Raw genomic sequence first — 24573 nt, forward strand, 5'->3', positions numbered from 1 at the left:
TTCCAGTGTGTGTCCATAGTGACGTCGGATTATTTTGAGGTGACATAATGAAAGAAAAACTAAGGCAAGAATACGCGGAGTTGCTCACCTCGTATTTGCGCGAAAAGAGAGAAGATCAACTGTATGCCGCTCAACAAATGAGCAAGTGGATGCTGGAACAAAAGATTCCTCCGGAAGAGATGGTGAGTTATCATGTCGCCGCGATGAAAGAAGAGCTGGAGAACGTGCCGCAAGCCGTCTTGGATTCCTTCGACTTTTTGATCGAGATGATGATCGGGTACGGCATTGCCTATCGGGAGCATGAAAACTTGTTGCACCGGCAAAAAGAGCTGGAGTATGAAATCGAGGTAGCTGTCGGTATGCAGCAGACCCTACTTCCGGACGAGCCTCCGACCCACAGTGGAATCGATGTGGGAGTGATAAGCGTTCCGGCTCATCGTATGAGCGGGGACTATTACAACTTTGAGGATCATGGGGGCCGCACCATCGGTGTGGCGCTTTCCGATATTATTGGAAAAGGGATTCCCGCGGCATTGTGTATGTCGATGATCAAATATGCCATGGATCAGCTGGAATACCCTTCGGATCCCTCGGAGATCCTGCGGCGGCTGAATACGGTCGTGGAGCGCAATGTGGATCCCAGCATGTTTATCACGATGGTATATGGAGTATATGATATCGAACATCACCGGTTTCGTTATGCGGCCGCAGGGCATGAACCCGGTCTGTTTTACCAGGAAAAAGAAGGAAGGTTTGAGGATCTCATAACACGGGGATTAGTATTAGGAGTTTCCCGGGATATCTGTTATGAGGAGTACAGTGTCGATCTGGAACCCGGTGATGCCATCATTCTGTTTTCCGACGGAGTGACAGAATGCCGCATTGACGGCCAATTCCTGGGACGCGAGCGGTTTAAGGAAATTGTACAGAAGCATTTGCACCTGCCGGCACAAGAGGCGGCTGAAAAAATATATCAAGAGATTTATGAAAAAGCCAATTATGAGTTGAAAGATGACCAGACCATCATCATTCTTCGTCGTCCAACGGATGCATGAACCCCGATGTTTTTCCTGTGGTGATTTTGGGTAAAGTTTCAAGTATGGAGGTAATATGACATGAATGTATCCATTCAGGAAAAGTCGGATTCCGATAAGGTAAAGACGCTGATTGTGGAAGGGGAAGTCGATGCTTTCACCGCTCCGCAGCTGCGCGAGAAACTGATGCCGTTATGCAAGGACAGCCGCGAGGTTTATCTGGACGTATCCAAAGTGGATTATATGGACAGCACCGGTTTAGGTGTGTTAATCGGTGCATACAAATCCCTCCGCGCCAATCAAGGCCGATTGATATTGGTCGGAGTAAGCCCGCGGTTGAGCCGGCTTTTGAAAATTACAGGATTGGCTGAAATTATAGATATCGAAGATGGAGCGTAGGGGGCGTATGCTCATGAAAGATCAAGTCAAAGACTTGGTTGAAATGACCATTCCTGCTAAGGCTGAATATGTAGGTGTCATCCGTTTGGCTGTCTCCGGAATCGCCAATCGGATGGGTTTTCACTACGATGATATTGAGGATATGAAGCTGGCTGTGGCCGAAGCTTGCACCAATGCGGTGGATCATGCCTATCAAGGAACTTCCGGTCAAGTGCAAGTCGCCTTTCAAATTTATGACGATCGCCTGGTGATCCAGGTGACCGACCGCGGGAACAGCTTCGATGTGGCTGCGGTCAAAGCCCGTTCTGGTCCGATCGAAAGCCATTTGCCGCTGACGTCCCTGCGGGAAAGGGGGCTGGGTCTGCACCTGATGGAAACGTTAATGGACGCAGTCGAAATTGACGGTAACGATGGTGTAGTCGTTACACTTACCAAGTTTATTCATGGGGACGAGGTGGATCGGGATGTCGACTCGCCCGCAAAAACACAAACTCACAGATGAGGAGGCTCTCGAACTGATCCGCCGGTACAGGGAAGAGGCGGATGACGAGATTCAAAACCGGTTGGTGGAGCATTATACCGATCTGGTGGAAACACTCGCGTCCAAATTTGCTCGTGGAGCAGAGCCTTACGAGGATTTGGTTCAGGTGGGGATGATCGGTCTTCTTGCCGCTCTGAAACGGTACGACCCCGAATACGGACGGAGCTTTGAAGGTTTTGCCGTTCCCACCATCGTAGGGGAGATCAAGCGCTATATCCGTGATAAAACGTGGAGTGTGCATGTGCCCCGCCGAATCAAGGAATTGGGCCCCCGGATCAAAAAAGCGGTGGAAGAGCTGACGATTCAATATCAGCGCTCCCCCCAAGTGGACGAGATTGCAGATTATTTGCACGTCTCCTCGGAAGAGGTGTTGGAAACCCTGGAGATGGGGCGCAGCTACAATGCCGTCTCTGTGGATAGTCCCATCGAAGCCAGTAATGATGGCAGCCAGGTGACGCTGTTGGAATTGGTGGGCAATGAGGAAGAAGGGTATGAGCACGTGGACCAACAGATGCTGCTGGAGAAAGCCTTTCAGGTGTTGACGGATCGGGAGCAATCGATCATCCGTATGACCTTCTTTGATAGCATGAGCCAAAAGCAAGCAGGGGAACAGCTGGGGATTTCGCAAATGCACGTCTCCCGGCTGCAGCGTCGGGCGCTTCGCAAGCTGAGGGAAGCGATTCGTGTGGAACCAACTGAAATCCATCTGGGGTGAACCATGCCCTTGCAAGAACCGACGGTATCTGTCCATGCTGTGACTTCTTCCGGATCACAGCGGTTGACAGATGGACAACCGCGGTTTTTTTATTAGGAGGAACATCCGACTAAAGCGGTACCCGAGGTTACGCCTTTTTGGAAAATTGCGCACCGGTCGCAAGAAAGGTATGATGGGGAAGCATCAATTTCACTGATCGGAGGCAGTTATGGAAGCACACGTAAGGTTTCGTTTGATCGCGGAAGAGTTGGGGCTGAAAGTGCAGCAAGTGAGGGCTGCTGTGGAACTGATGGAAGAGGGGAATACCATCCCTTTCATTGCGCGGTACCGGAAAGAGCGGACCCAGGAGTTGGATGAAGAACAACTGCGGGCCATTAAAGAACGAAACCGTTATTTAATCCAACTGCAGGAACGGAAAGCAGAAGTCATTCGTCTGATCGACGAACAAGATCAATTGACGGACGAATTGCGCCAAAAAATAGAGCAAGCGGTTAAGTTGCAGGAAGTGGAGGATCTTTACCGTCCCTTCAGACCCAAGCGGAAGACCCGTGCCAGCCAAGCCCGGGAGCGCGGATTGGCTCCCTTGGCGGAATTTATGAAGCAAACCGAGCGGGAACAGGTGGTGGAAGAAGAAGCACTCCGTTATGTGGATGCGGAGAAGGGTGTGGATACGGTGGAAGCGGCGCTGCAGGGCGCTATGGATATTGTGGCGGAGGAGTTGGCCGATGATGCCGACATCCGCAAATGGGTCAGGGAGTTTACCTGGGATCAGGGCGTGCTTGTCTCGGAAGCCAAGGATCCCGAGGCCCGTACGGTATACGAGATGTATTATGACCGGAAGGAACCGGTGAAAAAGATGCCGGCTCACCGAATCCTGGCCGTCAATCGAGGCGAACGGGAAGAAGTGCTGAAGCTGCGGGTGGATGTGGAGGAAGAGCCGATCCTGAAACAGTTGGAAAAGTGGTTCCCGACCCGTCCCCATACCTATCTGAAGGAAGCGGCGGCAGACAGCTATAAGCGGTTGATCGCGCCTTCCATTGAACGGGAAATCCGGGCAGCGATGACGGAAGCTGCTGAAGAACAGGCGATTCATATTTTCTCGGAAAACCTGCGCAACCTGTTATTGCAACCGCCGATTCGCGGGAAAAAAGTTTTGGGTGTCGACCCGGCGTATCGGACCGGCTGCAAATTAGCCGTTGTGGATGATACGGGGAAAATGCTGCATGTCGGGGTGGTTTACCCGACACCGCCGCAAAACCGGGTAGAGGAAGCCAAACAGACGGTGCGCCGCTTGATCGAAGAATATGGGGTGGAGCTGATAGCCATCGGAAACGGAACCGCCTCAAGAGAAACAGAAGCATTTATCGCCCATCTGATCAAGGAGTTCCATCGACCGGTGTATTATATGATCGTCAACGAAGCGGGAGCCAGTGTCTATTCTGCTTCCAAACTGGCACGGGAAGAATTCCCCGACTTGGACGCGGCGCAGCGGAGTGCCGTCTCCATTGCCCGCCGCGTGCAGGATCCCTTAGCCGAATTGGTCAAAATCGAGCCCAAGGCGGTGGGCGTTGGTCAGTATCAGCATGATGTTTCCCAGAAGCGCCTGGGAGAAAGCCTGGGAAATGTCGTGGAATCCGTCGTGAACCATGTGGGTGTCGACGTCAATACCGCTTCCCCTTCCCTGTTGCAATATGTGTCCGGGATCAGTGCGTCCGTCGCGAAAAATATCGTAAAGCACCGGGAAGCCATCGGTCGATATCAAAGCCGGGAGCAGCTGAGCGATGTGCCCCGGTTGGGAGCGAAAACCTATGAACAGTGCATTGGATTTTTGCGGATCATGGACGGAAAACATCCTTTGGACAAGACGCCGATCCATCCCGAGTCCTATCCGGTAGTGGAACAATTGTTGGAAGCTTTGGAGAGTCGTCCGGAAGAGATCGGATCCCCTGTTTTGAACGATCGTCTTCGTCAAGTGAATATCAAAGAGATGGCGGCACGGCTGAATTGCGGAGAGCCTACCCTTCGCGACATTGTCGATGCTCTTCTCCGCCCGGGGCGGGATCCCCGTGAAGAGCTGCCGGCGCCGGTGTTGCGTTCCGACGTGTTGCAACTGGAAGATTTGCGAGAGGGCATGCAGCTCAAAGGAACGGTACGCAATGTCGTCGACTTTGGCGCATTTGTGGACATCGGCTTAAAAAATGATGGTTTGGTTCATATCTCCAAAATGAGCGAACGATTTGTCCGGCATCCGATGGATGTGGTCAGTGTGGGCGATGTGGTGGATGTATGGGTGATCCAGGTGGATCACGAGCGGGAACGGGTTGCCCTGAGCATGGTGCCGATGGAATAGGATGTGAAGCAGTGGAACGACTGATTGTCCAGTTGGATCCTTATAATGATGCCAACTATTTGCTATTAACTTCCCATTTGCTGGAGCATCAGCAACAGGCAACAAGGTTATTCGGCGATTTACTGACGAAACTTGCGAAAAGCGATCGGCCGGCTGAAGAGAACCCCGGCCGGTGGCATACTGTGATGGAAGGGGCGGGGTTTCTTCCTATTCGGGAAGACGACCGTCGCCAACTGTACCAAAAGTCGGACCATCCCCCCCTATTTTGCGGCTGGGAGCGGGATCATCAGGACCGCATCCAGTTGTGGGAATTGGAGCTGGAAGTCTTTTTTCATACGCAGGAACTGCGGGATGCGGGGTGGGTTTACGACGGTGCAACCCGGCGATACAGTCTGGAGGCCGTGGAAGCCCTAGATGGTCTGTTTCGGGAAAAGCGGAATGAGACAGCCATATTGTTAAAAGAATTGTTGGGTCCTCCCGACTTCCCCGCAATGGACTCCGAAACTCCCGATACCCGTTCGGGCTGGATGGAAAAGCCCGCTAAGGATTTGCTCGACAGGGGACATGCTGCTGTTGTATGTTGGCATCGGGGAAATTATCTGCTGTGGTTAAGTGTTTTTCACGCCGACAAGGAGTTGCCTATCGTTCTGCAGCTGAAGCTGGAACGTATACAAATGGATTGACCTTGACTTAAGGAGGGAATCCCGTGTGAAGTGGCTGTTTCGTTTGGTGTTAATCGTCTTGTTGACAGTGGGCGGATGGCTGCTCTATGAATGGGCTCGGCCCATGAATATTCCGGAGATCAAGGTACCTGGCGATCTGGCAGCCGATTATGCAGCGGCGGAACAGAAAACGGGAATTCCCTGGGCGTATCTGGCTGCCGTGGATGAAAGTACACACCGCTATAAAAAAACCACGCCCGCTTCGATCCGGCAGCGTGCCGTGAATTGGGCAAAAAAGGTGGATGGTCCGCTGGCCGAATCTGCCTTGGAAGCTCTCATCCGTCACGAGTTTGCACCAGATAAAGCGGAACGGATCCTCTCACTGGCAACCTCCTATGAATGGGCGGCCTCTTCTTTGGGGGAGAAGTATGCTTTTCCTTTCCGAAAAAAGGATCGCGGTCACGTTTCCTATGGGGATACCTGGGGAGCCAGCCGCAGCTATGGGGGCAAACGGACCCATGAAGGTACGGATCTGGTGGCGCCGAAAGGCACGCCGATTGTCTCCGTCAGCGATGGCAGGGTAGTCTCCAAAGGATGGAACCAACTGGGGGGCTGGCGCTTGACGATCGTGGATACCGAGCATCCCCAGGTTTCCTACTATTACGCCCACTTGTCCCGCTATGCCGGTGGAATTGGTGTGGGAGACAAGGTGAGAAAAGGGCAAGTGATCGGGTATGTAGGGGACAGCGGTTATGGGCCGGAAGGGACGACCGGAAAATTCGCTCCTCACCTACACTTCGGCATGTATGTCCGAAAAGGGATGCTGTCTCCTTTTCGGGAAGCAGTGAATCCCTTTGCTTTTCTAAAAGCTTGGGAACAGCATGGAGGGTAACCTGTCTCATCCATGATCGGACTTTTCATCCTTCGCCCGTATACAACGCTACCCCTGACGTGATCGGCTGGTTGCAAGCAAAAGGTCAACTAGCAGTGCTTGGTCTCATAAATGACCCGCAAGAAAAGGTTGAGCTCCGCCTGGATTCGGGCGGAGTTTTTTTAGGTATGATTTTGTCCGTAAAATGGAAGATTAAGGTGAGAAGGAAGGAGGGTGCAACGGGATATGATCGAACACAACATCCCTCAGGAGTTGGCACGAAAAGTACAGGATATGGCCGATTCATGCAGTCGGATTTATCAGCAGTCTCCTCAGGAGGTGGAACAAGTTGTCCGCTTTGTGGAGGCGGAGATGAAAGGGCAGCACCTGCCCGAGGCGGCCCGCGGCCGGGATGAATTTGTTGCGGATACTTTTCAACAGATGTATCCCAAAGTGTTGCAATCAGCAGATTGTCGCAATGCCGTCGATCACATGCTGCGCAAGGCCGGAATGACGAATGGGTCCTCTGCTTTTGCAGGGTGGGAGACAAATGCACAGTACGCGATCGATCCCAAGACGGCTGAAGCGCTGTTTGTGACAGGAGCGGCCGTAATGGGCTCCATTCTGATGGTCACATCGGGAGCAAGCGGCGGTGCCATCCGCGAAAACGGGGACCGGGGATACGAGATACCTTAAAAATATGAGCAAAGCTTTTATTCGACAAACCGTCTCAATCACTTTGGGACGGTATTTTTGCGTTTTTTACAGATGATGGATTTATGGCTGTACGGAGAATCCAGTTTGCGAAATAGATGAAATATTTGATGGAGGAGGAGATGGTGATTCGACGTTCCGTCTCGGTTTTGTCGAAGTTGATGGTGGCCTACTCTAGCCGAATCGATGCGGCCATGCAGTTAAACAATGAAGAATTTGCTGACGGATGGGGCGGGTTTTCACCCGCCCGAGGCTGCTGACAAAGTTTCTCGAAATGAGCTGAAGAACTCTTTTGCCCGAGCAGCGACTTTTGACGACGAACTCAGCGACAAGAGAGGAGACGAGACAAAAAAGCGGCACACTCCGCATTGTGCCGCGTCTCGTTGAATCTCTTGGAGCGAACAGTATACTTCTGCGGCGGAGGAAAGGGAGCAATGGGCAAAAGCGTCGAAGCTAGCATAAAGGTTTGTCATTAATCTGGGGCGGGTCTTCACCCGCCCTTTTTCATGTGAAAGCTATTGTCCCGCCGTTGAATCCGTCAATTTTTGTTGATAATGAAACCAGCAATGATTTAATATGCGGATTTGCCGGCGGTCTTTCCCGTTAAAGGCGCGCATCAGCTGCTTCTTTAACCAATTGGGCATAGATGATGCCTCCCCGGGGATCGCGTGGTGTATTATAACCTATGAAGGAGGGCATGCGTCCGTGAATGAAGAGAGTTCCCATTCTAATATACGGCAGCCGTGCACCGCTGATCACAACGAACTGCAAAAATGGGTCGAGTCCGTCTCTCTGAAAGACTTCGGCAAACCTTTTCGGCATCGTGCCGTTTTTAACCCCCGCCTGCGAACCACCGGCGGCCGGTATTTTCTCCATGATCACCGGATTGAGATTAACCCCAAACACCTGGAACAGTTGGGAAAAGAGGTGGTATTGGAGATTATTCGACATGAATTGTGCCATTATCACCTACACTTGGAGGGCAAAGGATACCGGCACCGGGATGCCGATTTTCAACGTTTATTGAAAAAGGTGAAGGGGCTTCGCCATGCACCAGCCTTGCCGTCGTTACCCAAGAAAAAATCCCGCAGCTTTCGTTACGTGCTGATTTGTCAAACCTGCGGACAAAAAGCATACCGACGCAAACGGATGGATCCTGCCCGATACGTCTGCGGCGCATGCGGAGGTTCCCTTCGATTGGAGCGATTGTCAGAGCATCCGGGTTAGCCCCTGAAAAGGGAGATCTTCGAGATATTGTGCGTTTATGAGCCTTAAAAAATCCCGGAGGGAAATCCGGGATTTTTCGTGGATTACTGTTGCGGTGCGATGTCTTCGGGTCGAACCTCCTGAGCCGTGCCCTTCACATGCTGAGGCACTTCGATGGTGCCTTTAAACTCGCCCGTGTTCTTGAGCGTCATGGTTTGCGTGACACGGATGGTTCCGGAGGAGGTGCCGTCACTGACCGGAATCTGCAATTCCATCTCTTGCACCATTTTCTTTTGTTCAAAACTCTTTTTATCAATCGTATAGGTTTGTACTAGCTTATCCAGTTTTACTTGATCCAGATCCACCGTCAGGCCGGATTGTTTGAGCCCCGGAGCGAGAGCGGCGGTCAGCTGCTTCAGGAACATGTCTTGTACTTGTTTGTTGGTTTTGTCGGTCACGTTCAGCTTGACGAGATAGCTCTTGCCGGTTTCTTTCATGGAGAGCGGTTTGTTTTTATCGCTCTCCAGCTTGGAGAGGAGCTCTTGCACCTTTTGCAGTGCCTTGGAAGGGTTCTGGGTTTGTCCGCCCGCGATTTGGTCCAGATCCAGTCCTTCCGATTTGGCCCAGGTGATGCCGTCCGGGGTTTGATAGATTTCTTTGCCCACCTGATAGGCTTCCATCTTCAAGGTTTGCCCGTTATTTTCGAGTTGCCCCTTGTAGTGAATCGAACGCGGATGATTCAGCAGTTCCATATCCATCTGCACGGTCTGATCAACGGAGTGGCTTTGTCCATCGGCTTCCACCGTCAGGGTTTGATCCCCGTTTACCTTGTATGTATATCCTTTGGCTTTTTCCGAAGCGGCATCCGCCTTTTGCAATACTTGTTCCGTTGTCAGCTTTTCAGGCTTGGCCGGGTTTACGGCATTGAGAGATTGACATCCGGAAAGGACGATTGCGGCTGCCAGCGGAAGAGACAGCCAACGGGATAAACGAATCATAAAAGACCCACCTTTCAAATAAATAGAACTTAGAAATAATTCTATTATTCCACAAAAGATATCAAATAGGAAGGAAAACCTTCCTGCATTGGAAAAAAGATTTCCCATGGGGAAGGTTGAATAGTATCTGGGTAAGGAACCCGGTTTTTAAGGGTGGAATGAAAGGGAACATCGGAGGAGGGGAGGAAACTCCCCGCTATTTTGGGTGGACGGAGCTTTCGGAGAGTGAAGATTTACCGCCTTCGATAATCCGAGAATGGAAGCGATGGCTGATCAGGGTCGTGCGTGCGGCATTTCTTTTGACTTCGTTACTTCCTGCCGGGTCCTCCATTTCTCCTCTACAGCCCCTGAACCGAGTATTACACCTGCAACGATCATGATAAATCCGACCACGTGGCTGGGCAAGATCTTCTCTCCCAGAAACCATGCCGATCCGATGAGGGAGAAGAAGGGGGTCATATTGATAAAAATCGCTGTTTGGCCCGCACCCAGTCGCCGGATGGTGAAGTTGTAGACCATATGCCCCAGCCCGGTGGCGATCAGGGCGGAGGCGATCAGGAGAATCCATGCTGCCGGTGATGCGCCGGACAGGTCGAGCGGATGGGGATAGAAGAGAAAGCTGGTCACCAGGATTCCGGTAGACCCTAAGAGGAACATCACTGCTGTCAGATGCTTGGGATCCATCGTATCGGTCGCTTTTTTGATGAAGAGGAAGCTGATCGCCTGGGCAAGCATGGCGAAAAAGACCAATACATCTCCTGAAGTGACGCCGGATGCACCTTCATTGCCAGTCAGCACCACAAAAGCAACACCCGTCAATCCGCTGAAAATGCCAAGAGTGCGGAACAGGGTCAAACGGTCGTGGAGAAAAACCGCTGACAACAAGGCGGTGCTCAAGGGAAGCAGAGCGAGAATCAGGGAACCGTTGGTGGCAGTGGTGTCGGCCAGTCCCGCTGCCAAAAAAGAATGGTGTCCGACGACACCGAACAAGACAGCGCCCGTTACGTATTTCCATTCCAATGTCGTCAACTTGCGCCATTCCCTTCGGAATAGAACCAATAGAGAGAGCTCGACTCCCGCAAGCATAATACGCATGGCTTGCATGGTAACCGGAGGGAAATATTGAACCAGGATCTTAATGGCGATGGTGTTTAATCCCCAGACCAGCATGTTCAGCGTCATCACTATATAGACCACTCGTTTAGACAATGTGAACCTCCCTCTTTCGATGAAAAAATAAAGAGCCCTGCACGCGGTTGCTGAAAAAGGATATGAAACCCATTTTAGTCCCTTCCAGTGTTTTCTTCAAGAGAGGAAAGCTGCATTTCGTTTTGAGGATGGTTTGTGGTTAAATCGTAAGTGAAGAGGAATGAAAAGGGAGAGAAGAAACAGGAAACTCAAGAAACAATGAGTCCAGGAGGAGGATGGCCATGGAACAATCGAAACGGGTCGGCTTTGTCGGTTTGGGAATCATGGGACGTTCAATGGCAAAAAACGTGGCAAAGAGAGGCTTTCCGGTCACCGTTTGGAACCGAACTCCCGCCAAAATGGCGGAGGCCCGGGAGTGGGGAGCCCGTTTGGCGGCTCATCCCAAAGAAGCGGCTGAACAGTGTGATGTCGTGATCACCATTGTGGGGGACACGTCGGATGTGCGGGAGGTGGCGTTGGGACCCAATGGTCTCCTGGAAGGGGCGCATGAGGGATTGATCTGGATCGATATGAGCACGATCTCTCCCGATGCGACCCGGGAACTGGCCCGGGTTGCGGCGGAACGGGGCGTGCGGATGTTGGATGCGCCGGTGAGCGGCGGCGATGTCGGAGCGCGGGAGGGAACCTTGTCGATCATGGTGGGCGGCGACGAGGAAACCTTGGCAGAAGTGAAGCCGGTGTTGGAGGCGATGGGGAAAAACATCGTCCATTGCGGTTCAGCCGGAGCAGGGCAAACCGTCAAAGCCTGCAATCAGATCATGTGCGGGGTCAATTTGTTGGGGATGGTAGAGGCGCTGGCTTTTGCCCGCAAATCCGGGGTGGATCTGGATAAAATGATCCAAGTGACCACCCAGGGGGCAGCGGGGTCCTGGGCATTGGCCAATTTGGCGCCCCGAGTGGTCCGTGGAGACTTGGATCCTGGATTCTCTGTCCGCTTCCAACAAAAAGATCTGCGGATTGTACTGGAAGAGGCGGCCCGGTTGATGCTTCCCTTGCTGGGTACATCCACCGTGCATCAGCTGTTGCGCAGTGTGGAGGCCCATGATGGGGGAGAAGACGGCACACATGCCCTGATTCGGGTGATGGAGCAACTAGGCAATCTGAAAATCGTGCCGTCGAAGGAATGATTCACAGTCCGACATAGCGGGCGGCAAGAGACCGGGCAGTACTCGGATCATCGGTTCCCTGCACCAAAATGCGCCCGTCGGGAAAAATGACCAATCGATGATCATCAACATTTAAGCGAAGCAGAAAGGGATTTTGTTCTACTTTCCCTACAGCCTTCAGTCGTTCGGACAATCGTGAAAAGTCCAGCTGCCGAGGTTGTACTGGAGAGATTTGAATGGTGTTGCGCCCGCACAGGGAAACGGCCCCCTCCCGGTTGTGCCGGGGGTCCAGGTACTCCCACTTTCGTTGAACGCAGGCCGGACACTGGGGGTCCCGTTTTCCCGAGACATCCATGGTGAGATCATGGTTGTACCAGATATCCATATGGCGCATTTTGCCGTGCCCTGCGGTGGCGTTTCCAGTCAGCAGCTTCAGTGCTTCTGTCGCTTGGAGTGAGGCCACGATCTGCACAATCGGGCCGATTACGCCAGCGGTATCGCAGGTTTCCGCAGATCCCGGTTCCGGCGGTTGGGGAAACAGACAGCGAAGACATGGCGTTTTTCCCGGAAGGAAGGTGTGTGTCATGCCCCTGGAGCTGACAGCACCTCCGTAAATCCAGGGAATGGCGTGTTTCAGGCTGACATCGTTGATTAAGTAACGGATACCGAAATTATCGGTTCCATCGAGAATCAGGTCTACATCGGTTAATAATGCTTCGGCGTTGTCTGCGTGAATATCTGCCACATGGGCTTCCACTGTCACTTCGGAATTGACCGCCTGCAGTTTTTGTTTGGCCGCGACAGCTTTGGGCAGGCCTTCCCGAGCATCGGTTTCGTCATACAGCATTTGCCGTTGTAAATTGCTTTCCTCAACAAAGTCGCGGTCGATCAAGCGTACATAGCCGACGCCGGAGCGGACCATATGGTTTGCGAGTGCTGTTCCGAGAGCGCCCAGTCCCGCGATGGCCACACGGGATTGCTGCAGTTGCCGCTGTCCCTTTTCCCCGATGGGAGCGAAAAGGATTTGACGAGAGTAACGTGTGGTATTCAACAATTGCGTTCACCTCTGAAACTGCAGCCGGGAAAGCCCCGGCCTGTAAAATCGAATGTTCTATTCTGAACGATCAAGGAGACACTGGATTCCAAGGGCCTTGTTGATGCCCTTTCCACTCGGATCCGTCTTGCCACACTTCTTTCTTCCAGATCGGGACGATGGACTTCAACCGCTCCAATGCATAGCGGCCTGCTTCAAAGGCTTCCGGCCGATGGGGCGTAGCTACAGCGATGATTACACTGATTTCTTCAATATCCAGCGTGCCGATCCGGTGAGACATGGCGATTCGTGCTTCGGGCCACCGTTGGCGAACCTCCGTGCAAATTTCTTCCATTTTGCGGATCGCCATGGGAGTATATGCTTCATACTTAAGGTGCACGGTTTGTTTGCCTTGTGTAAACTCCCGAACCGTTCCTGCGAAGGTTACCACCGCTCCCGCATAAGGGTTGGAGACACGGCGAATCAAGGCATCAGCCGACAAGGGTTCCTCGGTGATCGTGCACCATCCGTCCGTTTCTTCGCCCCCGCTGACCGGCGGAATAAAAGCTACTTCGTCTTGGGGGCGAACAATTTGCTCGGGGGAAGCATACTCCTGATTGACGGAAACCACACATTGACGGATCAATGGAGCCGCTTCGGCCCATTGCTTTTCGATATGCTCCTGCAGTTTGGCGACGGTGATTTCACCTTCTACATCGACGACGAGAGTGCGTTGGCCGATCGCATCAGCCAGTCCTGCAAATAATAATACACGGATCGACATGACAGGGGCGGCGCTCAAAGCGCCTTCTCCTCCTTTCGAATTCCGGAATCAGCTGCATTCCCTCTTAATTATAACGCACAATAGAGAATGGTTGCGGGTGTGGACAGGCACGACCAAAAGTAAAAACTCAAGGAAGGAAACGAGACCGGGCAGAAAGGACAGACCCGAGGAGGAAATGACGTGGGAAAGGAACAGGAAGTCGCCTATTTATTGTTTGATTTGCTGGTACGGCAACTGGAAACCATGGCTGAACAAGAACGACGGATACAGCGGCTCGAAGTGTTTGAGCGGCGATTGGATTTGACGCTCAAGGATGGGAGTGCGTATGTTGTGGATGTTCGTTCACGGGAAGAAGAGGTGGGAGAAATGACGCCAACCGATGGGATTCATGTGTCAGAGGAAAAGTGGCAAGAGTTGGTGCAAGCGTGCCAATCGGTGATGCAGTTTTTGGAATACGACAAGGAAAAATTGCGTAATCTGGAACGGGTGTTACCCGACTTCCCTTGGGAACGGCGGGCCCGAATGGTAGAACGTTTGCTGGAACAATTGGATCGCGCGCTGAAGGAAGTGAAGCCCGGGGAAGAAGGAGGAGAACATTAAACAAAAGATAATGTTATGATAAATAGATCTTTTTCGGTATTGCATTCGCATGGGAACTATTTCTATACTGATGAATAGTACTAGTCTGGGAGGGATTCCTTAGCATGGATACCAGTGTCAGCAGAGTGGCAACGCAACAGCGTCTCTTGCCCCGTGTGTTTTCGTGGATGTTTGCCGGCTTGTCCATGACAGCGATCATTTCGCTCATTTTGAGTGCCGATGATCGTCTGCTCTATGTCTTTGAAGAAAATATGGGTATTTTTTATGGTTTGCTTATCGCGGAGTTTCTCCTCGTCTTTTTTATTTCCGCTCGCATTCAGAAAATGGCTCCCGGTACGGCTACCTTTCTCTTTTTCCTTTACTCCGCCCTCAACGGTGTCACGCTGACTCCACTGCTGCTTGTGTATACGTCCGCTTCCGTCGCCGGCACTTTTGTTGTGACGGCGGGAATGTTCGGCCTGTTTGCTCTGTACGGCGCTAAGACGAACAAAGATTTATCGAAGTTGGGCTCCCTGTTCCTGATGGCGTTGATCGGGTTGATCCTGGCTACGATCGTCAACATCTTTATGGCCAACTCCGTGCTGTACTGGATTATCACCTATGTAGGGGTTATCCTTTTCTGCGGTTTGACTGCTTACGATGTGCAGAGAATCAAAGCGATGGAAGCTTATCAGGTGGACGAAGATGAGCACACCAAGCTTGCCATCTACGGGGCCTTGGGCTTGTATATCAATTTTATCAATATCTTCATTTATCTGCTCCGGATTTTCGGCAGCCGGGACTAAAGTGGAGATCACACCAAAAGCGGGCAACAGGGAATGAAGCAGCCCGCTTTTGGTTTTTTATCAGAGGCAGACGCGAATCCAGCGAAATGCTTTTAGCCCCTTCATCCCCGCCTATTCCATTTACGAGTTGGAGGGATCAAGGTGGTCGTTGATTGGAATATAGTGGAAGCATTGGGAACGTGGTTCGGCGGATTGGTAACGGCATGGGCGGTCAAAGTCACTCTTCAACAAAGTCAACCCAAAGCACGAATTAAGGTCAAAAATGAATGGATCGTTTCCAACCGATTGGAAGAACACCATAAACCCATTTTCAATCACAGAATCAGTGTCAAAAACATTGGCTTAGTCCCGATCACCGTTGAGGATATAGGGATTTCCGTCAGGAAGCCCATGGTTTCGTCCGTGTGGTTTAATCAGTTGACCGGAAAAATTTTGGCAGGAAAAAGACATCTTTTGTCCCTTTACCGTCATCGATTTTTTGAAGAAAATCCCGAACTGCCTCTAAGGCTGGATCAATCGGAAGGAACAAATGATTTATTAATGTGTTCGGTAAGGTTGGCTGAATTTTTAGGGACCCACAATTACGAAGGGGTTGTCGTAATTCAATATTTCATAAGGGATATCAAAGATCGAATTTTCTTATCCAAAAGAAGTGTGGTATATATTCCCGACATCATTCGAAATTTTACAAAAGCACCGTATAAGAAAAAAGAAACAGAAAGGAGCCCTTCTGCCAAGTGACGGCCTGAGGGATTGGCAGACAGAAGAACTCCCTTCGGATTATCGCTTCCTTTTACTTTGGCGACTGTGTGGTTTGCACAAACAGCTGCTCATTCATCGCATGATCCAGTCGACACAGGCATCGGTGTAAATCCGCCTCGTCGGTGAAACGGACTTCCTTCCGTTGTTCAGTGTTTACTTTCCATCCGTGCGTTTCCAGCCACTGGGCAGCTTTTTCCTCCCCCGGCCCCCAGAATTGAAGCGAATAGGTCTGCTCGATTTCGTCCATCGTGCCCCTCCCGTTATCCGTCCTTTGTATGGATAGGGTAAGCTTTTGGAGACGAAATATGTCTGACAAAAATCGCCGAAAGCCTGAGGGGCGATTTAAGTTTTACGATGTCGGACTGGTCTGCATGATTTTTTCAAATACTGCAGCAAACTGACGGCGTTCTTCCGGTGTTCCAATAGTGACCCGGATACAGCGGTGCAAAGGGGCAGCTTGGGGGGCCCGGACAAAAACGCCCTGCTTCCACAATGCTTCTAATAATGCCTGCGCATTTTCTTTGCTCCCCGCATCGATGGCCACGAAATTGGTGTGGGAAGGAATGGCTCGGACACCGGTTTTACGGGCTAATTCTTCATATTCCTGTCGCCCTTTTTTAACCCCTTGGACCACTTGCCGGAGAAATTCCACATCCTCCAATGCGGCGGCAGCTCCTGCCTGAGCCATCCGGTTAACCCCGAAATGATTCCGGATTTTTTCAAATACCTGAACGATCTCCGGATGCGCTATCGCATACCCGATTCGGGCACCGGCCATTCCGTACGCTTTGGAAAAGGTTCGGGTGCGGATCACTTGCGGGTCATCCGGATCGATCGGATAGATCTGATCCTCCGGGGCAAATTCCACATAAGCTTCGTCCAGGATAAGCAGACAGTCGGAAGGAAGCTGTTTCCGGAAGCGAGCGATTTCGTCTGCTGTGTAAAAGGTGCCTGTCGGGTTGTCGGGATTGGCCAGATACACCAGCCGGGAACGGGTTTCCCGGGCTGAGCGTGCCAGTCCATCCAGGTCATTATAAAAATCGCTTCGGTAAGGTACCGTATGCAGTACACCTCCATAGCCTTCCACATGGTAGTTAAAGGTAGGATATCCTCCTTCAGAGGTGGTTACTCCGCTACCGGGATCGAGAAAAGCCCGTGCGATCAGCCCCAACAGTTCATCGATTCCGCTTCCGATCACCAGGTGTTGGGTGCCGATTCCAAGACGGGCAGCTAGTTTGGTACGCAGCTCGTGACTGGTAGCATCCCCGTACAGATAGGATTCCTCCGCGGCCTGTTCCATGGCCGCCCGCGCTTTGGGGGAGAGTCCAAAAGAGCTTTCGTTGGCTCCCAAGCGCAGTATCACCTTGCGCCCGAACTGTCTTTCCATCTCTTCCGGCGGTACAAACGGTACAGTGGGAGGCAATGCCTCTACGATTCGTGAAAATTTCGGCGTTTTCGTCATGACGGATCCTCCTCTCCTTTTCACTGTAACAAATCTTTCAACCCTTGCGAATGATATAATGAAATCAGATGGCTTTTCTTCGGTGTCGACAACGGAAGGGCGGGGTGCTATCCTGTTGCAAACGGACAAGTCCAAATTTGGGTAAAAAGAGGTGCCCTCGTTGCATAATCAAATTCGGGAAGAGCCTTTGATTGAGGAAGCAGTGCACATATTACTACAGGCGGTTACCTTGCAGCCGGATGTGGAAAATGTACGCGTCAAAGAGGCGTTGGGCAGAGTAACAGCGGAGCCGATTTTCGCCAAGCGGTCGATGCCTCCCTTTCCGGCAGCAGCGATGGACGGGATTGCCGTCAACGCCCGGGATACATACGGGGCGACGGAAGAAAGCCCGCTTCGCTTGCATGGCGACCAATTCGTTTTCATCAATACGGGTGATCCCGTTCCTCGACGTACCAATGCCGTCGTCATGATTGAAAAAGTACACGTAGTCGATTCCCATACAGTAGAAATCACCGAACCTGCGGTTCCCTGGAAACATGTGCGTCATACAGGGGAAGACATCGCAAAGGGTGAGATGCTGATTTCCGCTTGTCAGTCTTTACGTCCGGCAGACTTGGGCGTTTTGCTGGCAGGGGGGATTCAGAAGGTGCCGGTGTGGCACAAGCCCCGGGTGGCGGTGATCCCTACCGGTTCGGAAATGGTTCCCCCGGAACAGGAGTTGGCTGGGGGTGAGCTGCCCGAATTCAACAGCGCGGTTTTTGAAGCTTATTTAAAAGAGTGGGGTGCCGAACCGAATGTAGAGCAGATTGTGCCGGATGAACCGGCATCGTTGGCAAAGGCCGTTCGACAGGCTGCTCAAACCCACGACATTGTGATTATAAATGCCGGCTCTTCGGCTGGCAGCAAGGATTTTACCCCTCGTGTATTGAAGGAACTGGGGACTGTTTTGGTACATGGCGTAGCCGCAAGACCAGGGAAGCCGGTGGTGCTGGCCGTGGTTGATGGAACACCGGTATTGGGGTTGCCCGGTTATCCGGTTTCCGCTTATTTGTCCCTGGAGTGGTTTGCCCTTCCGTTGATTCGGGCATGGTACAATCAACCCATCGCTGAACGGGAAACGATCCACGTCCAACTCACCCATCCCGTTCAGGTGAAATCCGGTGCGGAGCACTTTGTTCGCATGCGTGCAGGCAAAGTCGGGGGGCAGATGAAGGCCGCTCCTGTATCCAAAGGCGCTGGGGCAACATTGTCTTTGATCCGGTCGGATGGGTGGCTTCGCACTTCCTCGGGTATCAGAGCGGGGGAACAGGTGCCATTCGTACTGTCCCGCTCCCAGAATGAACTGCAACACCAGTGGCTGTTAACCGGAAACGATGATCCGCTGTTGGATGTGTGGGGATCCCTATTGAAACAACGGAGCGGACGGCGTCTTTCCAGAGAAAGCACCAGCCGATCGGAGGGCATCCGCGCTTGGGCCCGGGGTGAATGCCATGTGGCGTGCATCCTATGGTCGGGAGAAGACGAGGAGTTATCCTCACTGGTAGCGCAAGAAAAGCCGGTACAAGATTGGCTTTTGCTCAAAGGCTTTCAGCGTCAGCAGGGATGGATGAAGGCGGGCGGGTATTCCCGAAATGGTGCAGGAGTCCGCGATGCTCATCATAAGGATCAAACATGGGTCTATGTGGCCGATGTCGATGGAAACGAACCGAAACAAGCGTCAGAGTCGGATCGCCGCCTTAAACTGCCTTCCCTTTTGAAGGCTGCGGCAGCCATTGCCGGCGGTACGGCAGATGTCGGCATAGGCACCCAAGCTGCAGCCAAGTTAGCCGGACTGGACTTTGTGCCCCTTTATCCTGCCCGGTTGGACCTTTTGATGACCGTTTCCTTTTATGAAAAAGAAGGCGGGAGAGCCATGGTTGAGGCGTTTCAATCTCCCGGCCTGAATAAAAGGGCAATGGAGTGGGGCGGATACAACCTGAACGATGTAGGGTCCATCCTCCTATCGGGCAGGGGATGGGAACCGGGAAATCGTTGACGGAAAGGAGTGCGGTACCATGTCTCATGCAGGTTCTTCGATTGTGGACCGTCATCAACGGCCGTTGCGGGATTTGCGATTGTCCGTAACGGATCGGTGCAACTTTCGATGCAGGTACTGCATGCCGGAGGAGATTTTCGGCCCTGACTACACCTTTTTGCCGCGGCAAGAACTGCTCACTTTTGAAGAAATGGAACGCCTGGTGCGGTTATTCGTGCAACTTGGAGTGAAGAAAGTACGGATTACCGGCGGTGAACCTTTACTTCGCCGAGATTTGCCCCTTCTTGTCCGGAAGATTCGTCGGGTGAAGGGTGTGAAGGACCTGGCTCTGACCACCAATGCTTTTCTTCTGGATCGCTATGCTGTTGCCTTGCAAAAAGCGGGCTTGGATCGGATCAATGTGAGTCTGGATGCACTGGATGACGAGGTTTTTGCCAACATGAACGGCGGTCGATCCAGTGTGGAAAAAGTATTGTCCGGCATTGACGCTGCAACCCGTGCCGGCTTGGCCGTCAAGGTAAACATGGTAGTTCAAAAGGGTGTCAATGATCACCAAATCTTGCCCATGGCCCGTTATTTCTACAAGAAAGGGATCCCCCTTCGCTTCATCGAGTTTATGGATGTTGGCAATCACAACGGTTGGAACACGGACCAAGTGGTTTCCAAACAAGAAATTCTGCACATATTGCAGGAGGAGTTGCCGTTGGAGCCGTTGGAACCGGGATATTTCGGCGAAGTGGCCACCCGTTACCGCTATCGCGATACACAAACGGAAGTAGGGATTATTTCTTCTGTGACTGACTCTTTTTGCGGCAGTTGCACCCGTGCTCGCCTGTCGGCAGACGGCAAACTGTATACCTGTCTGTTCGCCTCGGCAGGGGCCGATTTGCGCGGCCCTTTGCGGGCGGGGGAAGAGGATGAACAGCTGTTGCAGCGAATCAGCGGGATTTGGGGAAAACGGGCAGATCGCTATTCCGATGAGCGTGCCCACAACTCTCCCCGTTCGCGGCAAAAAGTGGAGATGTCTTATATCGGCGGATGATCACAGGGTATTTGGATCTTTGCTTAGGAAACGATCCAACGAAGGAGTTCTGTCGAGGGCAGACATGCAAGGAGGATTCAAGATGTCATTATTGCCTCATATCAACGAACAAGGGCGGGCCAAGATGGTGGATGTATCGGACAAAGCCGTAACCCGTCGAAGGGCAACGGCCCGCGCCCGCATCCGGATGAAAGCGGAGACGCTGCAGCAAATCAGGGAAGGGCGGGTACAAAAAGGGGACGTACTGGCGGTCGCTCAAGTGGCTGGAATCATGGCCGCCAAAAAAACATCGGAATTGATTCCCATGTGCCACCCTATTCCCCTTCGCGGAGCGAATCTCCGTTTTCGGGAAGAGGGGGAAGAGGTGTTGGTCATTGAGGCGGAAGTCAAAACGGACAATGTCACCGGAGTGGAAATGGAAGCATTGACGGCGGTCAGCATCGCCGCTTTGACTGTGTACGATATGTGCAAATCCATTGATAAGGATATGACGGTGATGGATACCTGCTTAGTTGAAAAAACCGGCGGGAAAAGCGGAGACTATATACGAAAGGAGGAAGGATGATGTGGCGTGTGGGAATATTGACATGCAGTGATAAAGGATCACGTGGGGAACGGGAAGACCGAAGCGGAGACGAAATCCGCCGGATGGTATCCCGGATGGATGGAGAAGTCATCCGATATGAAGTGGTTGCGGATGATTTGGACATCATTCGGGAGAAATTGGTACAGATGGCGGATGAAGATCAGTTGGACCTCATCGTCACCACCGGAGGAACCGGCCTTTCGCCGCGGGATGTCACTCCGGAAGCCACACGGGCCGTTATTCACCGGGAAGTGCCCGGGATCGCTGAGGCTATGCGGGTTGCCACGTTGAAGAAAACACCGTATGCCATGTTGTCCCGGGCTGTAGCAGGTACGCGCAATACCACACTGATTTTTAATGTGCCTGGAAGTCCCAAAGCGGTGCGGGAATGTCTGGATGTGGTGATGGATGTATTACCTCATGCCTTGGAAACTTTGAGCGGCCGTTATGGAGATCACGAATAACCCACCGCTTGATTGGTATGGAGATATTTCCGCTGCCTAAGCGGGGTTGTTGACGACAGTGGGTGATCCAAAGCGGAACGATGGAGCAAAGTGTAGATCATCCGTCGGAAAAGGGGAGGAAGAAATGGTCAAGCCTTGGGAGATTCGGGTGGACGGTGCGGTTAAAACACCGCTCACATTTACATACGAAAGGATGCAATCGTTGGATGAAGGCTTGGATCCTGCCGAGCGGGTTCCGGAGCTTCGGGGAAACGCAGTCAGCCTGAAGGCTTTGCTGACTCAAGCGGGGATGTTGCAGGGTGCGACCCATGTGGTCTTTCATGCAGCGGATGATTTCCAAGCAGATATTCCATTAACGGATTTGGAACAAGCGTTTATCCTGTATGCACGGGATGGACAGCCGCTGTCCAAAGCGTACCCAGCCCGGCTGTATGTCCCCGATGGCAGCAGTCATTGTTTAAATGTTAAATCCGTGATTCGGATCGAAGTGGTGAATCGTCCCGGCGAAGAACGAAACAAGAAAGCCTCTTACGGCTTTAAGAACGTTGTGCCGACAGATGAAATTGTGCGGTGGAAGTGATCGATTGAAAAACGAAGGGTAACGTCAGCGGGATGAACGATAGACGGATATGAAGACAAAACACCGCAGGACCGGGGCATGGAACCGGGTCACAGCATGACCTGAGTGCATAACGGTCAAGACGTGTACCCTGTGGATGACGGTCATGCTCCGGTCTACAGTTCAGAGAAAACCATCGGAAAATACTCTTTTGTGAAAAAGTAGATTTCCCTGTTGACGAGGGGTTAGATGTGTGCTAATCTATTAAAGCGTCGCGAGGGAAACCCCGAAGCGACAGGGAAAACGAAAGGATCCACAAAAAAAGTTGAAGAAAAGACTTGCAAACAGCCTCGAGATCAGTTAAAATAGATCATGTCGCTTCGAAATGTTCCTCCGTAGCTCAATGGTAGAGCGGCCGGCTGTTAACCGGTAGGTTGTAGGTTCGAGTCCTACCGGAGGAGCCAAATTCGCGGAGAGATACTCAAGAGGCCGAAGAGGACGGTTTGCTAAACCGTTAGGGGGCTGTATGGCCCCGCGCGGGTTCGAATCCCGCTCTCTCCGCCATCGAAGATCCGTTGTTTTAGAACGTGGCCCGTTGGTGAAGCGGTTAACACACCAGCCTTTCACGCTGGCATGCAGGGGTTCGAATCCCCTACGGGTCACCAAACTGGACGGTTAGCTCAGCGGGAGAGCACCTGCTTCACACGCAGGGGGTCGGCGGTTCGATCCCGTCACCGTCCACCATACGCGGAGCTGTGGTGAAGTTGGAGTTCACGCCGGCCTGTCACGCCGGAGGTCGCGGGTTCGAGTCCCGTCAGCTCCGCCATTATTATGGCGACCATGGCGAAGTGGCTAACGCACCGGATTGTGGCTCCGGCATTCGTGGGTTCGATTCCCACTGGTCGCCCCATATTTTTACGATGATGGGGAGTAGCCAAGTGGTAAGGCAACGGACTTTGACTCCGTGATGCGTAGGTTCGATCCCTACCTCCCCAGCCACTTGATTACGAGCCATTAGCTCAGTTGGCAGAGCACCTGACTTTTAATCAGGGTGTCCCAGGTTCGAATCCTGGATGGCTCACCACCCATATCATCATCTGCGGTACATTGGATGGTGGTCAGGCGGCTTCGAAAACGGAGCCCCTGTCCCGAATCCACCCTATGCGGGTGTGGCGGAATTGGCAGACGCACTAGATTTAGGATCTAGCGCCTCTGGCGTGGGGGTTCGAGTCCCTCCACCCGCACCAAAGGGATCAGCAACGTGCGGTCGTGGTGGAATCGGCAGACACGCTATCTTGAGGGGGTAGTGGCCGCAAGGCCGTGCGAGTTCGAGTCTCGCCGACCGCACCATCTTGACATTTACCGTGGGTTTATGATATAAATCGGGGTGTGGCTCAGCTTGGTAGAGCGCCTCGTTCGGGACGAGGAGGTCGCAGGTTCAAATCCTGTCACCCCGACCATTACAACCGCTTTACACAGACTTCATCATGCGGGTGTAGTTCAGTGGTAGAACATCGGCCTTCCAAGCCGAATGCGAGGGTTCGATTCCCTTCACCCGCTCCAACGACAAGACCGTAGCCTCCGGCTGCGGTCTTCTTATTTTATCCAAAATGGAGGAAATGAAGGAAGGGGGTTGGTGGAAACGTGCCGGATGAATTTTCGATGATACGGAATTGGATGCAACATCGGCGAACATCTCATCCGCGGACGGTGGTGGATGTGGGAGATGATGCAGCGGCCATTGCTCCTACTCCTGGACGCCATCAGCTGATTACATGTGATACCATGGTGGAGACGATACATTTTTTGCCCCGGACGATGTCTCCTTGGGACATCGGATGGAAGTGTATGGCCGCCAATGTGAGCGATATTGCTGCAATGGGAGGAGAACCCGCCTTTGCTTTGGTATCCATTGGAGCACCCCGTGAAGGTTATGGATCAGAAGGTGCCCTGGATGAATTGGTTCTCGGTTTGATGACATGTGCCGAACAATGGGGGGTTCATGTGATCGGAGGTGACACGGTTCGATCGCCTAAGCATTTGACTATTACCGTTTCTCTTCTGGGCGAAGTGGAGGCAGGACGAGCCCTGACACGTTCCAATGCCCGTCCCGGAGATGTGGTGTTCGTTACCGGCAGTTTGGGGGATGCTGCGGCAGGGTTGCACTATTTGCTTCATACTTCTCCGGAGGCTCGGACCGCTTCGTATGCACGCTTAGTGAAACGGCACCAGCAACCTGTTCCTCAAGTGGCTGCCGGACGACGGATGGCTGCCTCCGGCCTGCGTGTCGCCTGTGATGATGTGAGTGATGGATTGGCGCAGGAAGCATGGGAAATTGCTGAGGCCAGTGAAGTTTGCATCGTGCTGGAAGCGGAGCGTATGCCTTATTCTGATGAGGTTCTGGCTTATGCAGAAGAGCTGGGAGCGGACCCGGCGGATTGGGCCTTGTTTGGCGGCGAAGACTTTCAGTTGTTGGGTACGACAGATCCCGCCGCCTTTGAAAGATTATCCCGAGATATGGTGAAAGAAGGGTTGTCTCTGATTCCGATCGGCCGGGTGGAAAGCGGCCCGGCAGAGGTCGTATGGCTGAAACAAGGAAAACGGGAAAAGATGAGACAAAGGGGATACAATCATTTTGCAGATGGGTGATACATTC

The 24573-nt window shown here is 52.4% G+C and carries 26 protein-coding genes, 12 tRNA genes and 1 pseudogene; 32 read left to right on the forward strand and 7 right to left on the reverse strand.

Translation table 11 applies throughout. The annotated features are described in order from the left end of the window. Positions 1-47: 47 nt before the first annotated feature. The 9 genes from IEW70_RS13605 to IEW70_RS13645 all read left to right on the forward strand — a co-directional run bounded on the left by IEW70_RS13605 (position 48) and on the right by IEW70_RS13645 (position 7546). A complete protein-coding gene (locus tag IEW70_RS13605) occupies positions 48-1055 on the forward strand; it encodes a PP2C family protein-serine/threonine phosphatase (protein WP_188648463.1) in 1008 nt (335 codons plus the stop codon). A gap of 60 nt (positions 1056-1115) precedes the next feature. Beyond that, positions 1116-1433 (forward strand): STAS domain-containing protein, encoded by a 318-nt coding sequence (locus IEW70_RS13610; RefSeq protein WP_188648464.1) that lies wholly within the window; start codon positions 1116-1118, stop codon positions 1431-1433. A 13-nt stretch (positions 1434-1446) separates the two neighbouring features. After that, positions 1447-1935 carry an anti-sigma B factor RsbW gene (gene rsbW, locus IEW70_RS13615; protein WP_188648465.1) on the forward strand — a complete coding sequence of 163 codons (489 nt, stop codon included), beginning with the start codon at positions 1447-1449 and terminating at the stop codon, positions 1933-1935. Next, positions 1898-2689, forward strand: a complete 792-nt coding sequence (gene sigB, locus IEW70_RS13620; RefSeq protein WP_188648466.1) for an RNA polymerase sigma factor SigB — start codon at positions 1898-1900, stop codon at positions 2687-2689. Before rsbW ends, sigB begins: the two co-directional genes overlap by 38 nt. A 208-nt stretch (positions 2690-2897) precedes the next feature. Further along, the gene (locus IEW70_RS13625) at positions 2898-5039 is read left to right on the forward strand and encodes a Tex family protein (RefSeq protein WP_188648467.1); all 2142 of its coding nucleotides are present in this window, start codon (positions 2898-2900) and stop codon (positions 5037-5039) included. 11 nt (positions 5040-5050) lie between these two features. Continuing rightward, the gene (locus IEW70_RS13630; protein WP_188648468.1) at positions 5051-5722 is read left to right on the forward strand and encodes a hypothetical protein; all 672 of its coding nucleotides are present in this window, start codon (positions 5051-5053) and stop codon (positions 5720-5722) included. 25 nt (positions 5723-5747) lie between these two features. Continuing rightward, positions 5748-6593, forward strand: coding sequence for a M23 family metallopeptidase (locus IEW70_RS13635; RefSeq protein WP_229751995.1), 846 nt, complete (start codon positions 5748-5750; stop codon positions 6591-6593). A gap of 225 nt (positions 6594-6818) precedes the next feature. Further along, positions 6819-7268 (forward strand): hypothetical protein, encoded by a 450-nt coding sequence (locus tag IEW70_RS13640; RefSeq protein WP_229751996.1) that lies wholly within the window; start codon positions 6819-6821, stop codon positions 7266-7268. A gap of 140 nt (positions 7269-7408) precedes the next feature. Beyond that, the gene (locus IEW70_RS13645; protein ID WP_188648470.1) at positions 7409-7546 is read left to right on the forward strand and encodes a hypothetical protein; all 138 of its coding nucleotides are present in this window, start codon (positions 7409-7411) and stop codon (positions 7544-7546) included. Positions 7547-7801: 255 nt separating this feature from the next. Here IEW70_RS13645 and cmpA read toward each other — a convergent pair whose 3' ends face one another. Then, positions 7802-7930, reverse strand: a complete 129-nt coding sequence (gene cmpA / locus IEW70_RS13650; protein ID WP_188648471.1) for a cortex morphogenetic protein CmpA — start codon at positions 7928-7930, stop codon at positions 7802-7804. Positions 7931-7991: 61 nt separating this feature from the next. Here cmpA and IEW70_RS13655 point away from each other — a divergent pair, with 61 nt between their 5' ends. Then, the gene (locus tag IEW70_RS13655; protein WP_188648562.1) at positions 7992-8513 is read left to right on the forward strand and encodes a SprT family protein; all 522 of its coding nucleotides are present in this window, start codon (positions 7992-7994) and stop codon (positions 8511-8513) included. Between the two features lie 83 nt (positions 8514-8596). Here IEW70_RS13655 and IEW70_RS13660 read toward each other — a convergent pair whose 3' ends face one another. Both IEW70_RS13660 and IEW70_RS13665 read right to left on the reverse strand, forming a co-directional pair. Continuing rightward, positions 8597-9490 carry a DUF6612 family protein gene (locus tag IEW70_RS13660; RefSeq protein ID WP_188648472.1) on the reverse strand — a complete coding sequence of 298 codons (894 nt, stop codon included), beginning with the start codon at positions 9488-9490 and terminating at the stop codon, positions 8597-8599. Positions 9491-9763: 273 nt separating this feature from the next. Further along, entirely contained in the window at positions 9764-10699 is a 936-nt protein-coding gene (locus IEW70_RS13665) for a DMT family transporter (protein ID WP_188648473.1), read from the reverse strand. Between the two features lie 209 nt (positions 10700-10908). Here IEW70_RS13665 and IEW70_RS18550 point away from each other — a divergent pair. Then, positions 10909-11826, forward strand: a pseudogene (locus tag IEW70_RS18550) (NAD(P)-dependent oxidoreductase); the annotation flags it as partial. A gap of 1 nt (position 11827) precedes the next feature. Here the strand turns inward: IEW70_RS18550 and IEW70_RS13675 are convergent. Both IEW70_RS13675 and moaD read right to left on the reverse strand, forming a co-directional pair. Further along, the gene (locus IEW70_RS13675) at positions 11828-12859 is read right to left on the reverse strand and encodes a ThiF family adenylyltransferase (protein ID WP_188648475.1); all 1032 of its coding nucleotides are present in this window, start codon (positions 12857-12859) and stop codon (positions 11828-11830) included. A gap of 70 nt (positions 12860-12929) precedes the next feature. Further along, complete coding sequence (gene moaD, locus IEW70_RS13680) at positions 12930-13622, reverse strand: molybdopterin converting factor subunit 1 (RefSeq protein ID WP_188648555.1); 693 nt, start codon at positions 13620-13622, stop codon at positions 12930-12932. Positions 13623-13802: 180 nt separating this feature from the next. Between moaD and IEW70_RS13685 the strand changes: the two genes are divergently transcribed. The 3 genes from IEW70_RS13685 to IEW70_RS13695 all read left to right on the forward strand — a co-directional run bounded on the left by IEW70_RS13685 (position 13803) and on the right by IEW70_RS13695 (position 15748). Beyond that, positions 13803-14222 (forward strand): hypothetical protein, encoded by a 420-nt coding sequence (locus tag IEW70_RS13685; RefSeq protein WP_188648476.1) that lies wholly within the window; start codon positions 13803-13805, stop codon positions 14220-14222. A gap of 104 nt (positions 14223-14326) precedes the next feature. Next, positions 14327-15007 carry a Bax inhibitor-1/YccA family protein gene (locus IEW70_RS13690; RefSeq protein WP_188648477.1) on the forward strand — a complete coding sequence of 227 codons (681 nt, stop codon included), beginning with the start codon at positions 14327-14329 and terminating at the stop codon, positions 15005-15007. A gap of 141 nt (positions 15008-15148) precedes the next feature. Next, the gene (locus tag IEW70_RS13695; RefSeq protein WP_188648478.1) at positions 15149-15748 is read left to right on the forward strand and encodes a hypothetical protein; all 600 of its coding nucleotides are present in this window, start codon (positions 15149-15151) and stop codon (positions 15746-15748) included. 52 nt (positions 15749-15800) lie between these two features. Here the strand turns inward: IEW70_RS13695 and IEW70_RS13700 are convergent, their stop codons facing one another. Further along, entirely contained in the window at positions 15801-16016 is a 216-nt protein-coding gene (locus tag IEW70_RS13700; protein ID WP_188648479.1) for a hypothetical protein, read from the reverse strand. Between the two features lie 102 nt (positions 16017-16118). Beyond that, on the reverse strand, positions 16119-17231 hold the full coding sequence (hisC, locus tag IEW70_RS13705; protein ID WP_188648480.1) for a histidinol-phosphate transaminase: 1113 nt from the start codon (positions 17229-17231) through the stop codon (positions 16119-16121). A 160-nt stretch (positions 17232-17391) separates the two neighbouring features. On the opposite strand from hisC, the gene IEW70_RS13710 reads away from it, so the two are divergent. The 18 genes from IEW70_RS13710 to thiL all read left to right on the forward strand — a co-directional run bounded on the left by IEW70_RS13710 (position 17392) and on the right by thiL (position 24566). After that, positions 17392-19266, forward strand: a complete 1875-nt coding sequence (locus tag IEW70_RS13710; protein WP_188648481.1) for a molybdenum cofactor synthesis domain-containing protein — start codon at positions 17392-17394, stop codon at positions 19264-19266. 19 nt (positions 19267-19285) lie between these two features. Next, entirely contained in the window at positions 19286-20308 is a 1023-nt protein-coding gene (gene moaA / locus IEW70_RS13715; RefSeq protein ID WP_188648482.1) for a GTP 3',8-cyclase MoaA, read from the forward strand. An 82-nt stretch (positions 20309-20390) separates the two neighbouring features. Continuing rightward, a complete protein-coding gene (moaC, locus tag IEW70_RS13720) occupies positions 20391-20873 on the forward strand; it encodes a cyclic pyranopterin monophosphate synthase MoaC (protein ID WP_188648483.1) in 483 nt (160 codons plus the stop codon). Beyond that, a complete protein-coding gene (locus tag IEW70_RS13725; RefSeq protein ID WP_229751998.1) occupies positions 20870-21358 on the forward strand; it encodes a MogA/MoaB family molybdenum cofactor biosynthesis protein in 489 nt (162 codons plus the stop codon). Before moaC ends, IEW70_RS13725 begins: the two co-directional genes overlap by 4 nt. A 124-nt stretch (positions 21359-21482) precedes the next feature. Beyond that, complete coding sequence (locus IEW70_RS13730; protein ID WP_188648485.1) at positions 21483-21938, forward strand: molybdopterin-dependent oxidoreductase; 456 nt, start codon at positions 21483-21485, stop codon at positions 21936-21938. Positions 21939-22306: 368 nt separating this feature from the next. Further along, positions 22307-22381 (forward strand) — tRNA-Asn (locus IEW70_RS13735). Positions 22382-22388: 7 nt separating this feature from the next. Then, positions 22389-22481 (forward strand) — tRNA-Ser (locus IEW70_RS13740). Between the two features lie 25 nt (positions 22482-22506). Next, a tRNA-Glu gene (locus IEW70_RS13745) sits at positions 22507-22582 on the forward strand. Positions 22583-22586: 4 nt separating this feature from the next. Further along, positions 22587-22661: transfer RNA gene (locus tag IEW70_RS13750), tRNA-Val, on the forward strand. A 5-nt stretch (positions 22662-22666) separates the two neighbouring features. After that, positions 22667-22743: transfer RNA gene (locus tag IEW70_RS13755), tRNA-Asp, on the forward strand. Between the two features lie 8 nt (positions 22744-22751). Continuing rightward, positions 22752-22827: transfer RNA gene (locus IEW70_RS13760), tRNA-His, on the forward strand. Positions 22828-22841: 14 nt separating this feature from the next. Then, a tRNA-Gln gene (locus tag IEW70_RS13765) sits at positions 22842-22916 on the forward strand. 9 nt (positions 22917-22925) lie between these two features. Beyond that, positions 22926-23001, forward strand: a tRNA-Lys gene (locus IEW70_RS13770). Between the two features lie 79 nt (positions 23002-23080). Next, a tRNA-Leu gene (locus IEW70_RS13775) sits at positions 23081-23164 on the forward strand. A 16-nt stretch (positions 23165-23180) separates the two neighbouring features. After that, positions 23181-23267: transfer RNA gene (locus IEW70_RS13780), tRNA-Leu, on the forward strand. 33 nt (positions 23268-23300) lie between these two features. Continuing rightward, positions 23301-23377 (forward strand) — tRNA-Pro (locus IEW70_RS13785). A 29-nt stretch (positions 23378-23406) separates the two neighbouring features. Next, a tRNA-Gly gene (locus IEW70_RS13790) sits at positions 23407-23480 on the forward strand. Positions 23481-23561: 81 nt separating this feature from the next. Then, a complete protein-coding gene (gene thiL, locus IEW70_RS13795) occupies positions 23562-24566 on the forward strand; it encodes a thiamine-phosphate kinase (protein ID WP_188648486.1) in 1005 nt (334 codons plus the stop codon). The last annotated feature ends 7 nt before the right edge of the window (positions 24567-24573 follow it).

This window comes from Marinithermofilum abyssi, from assembly GCF_014641195.1.
Classification (GTDB): domain Bacteria; phylum Bacillota; class Bacilli; order Thermoactinomycetales; family DSM-45169; genus Marinithermofilum; species Marinithermofilum abyssi.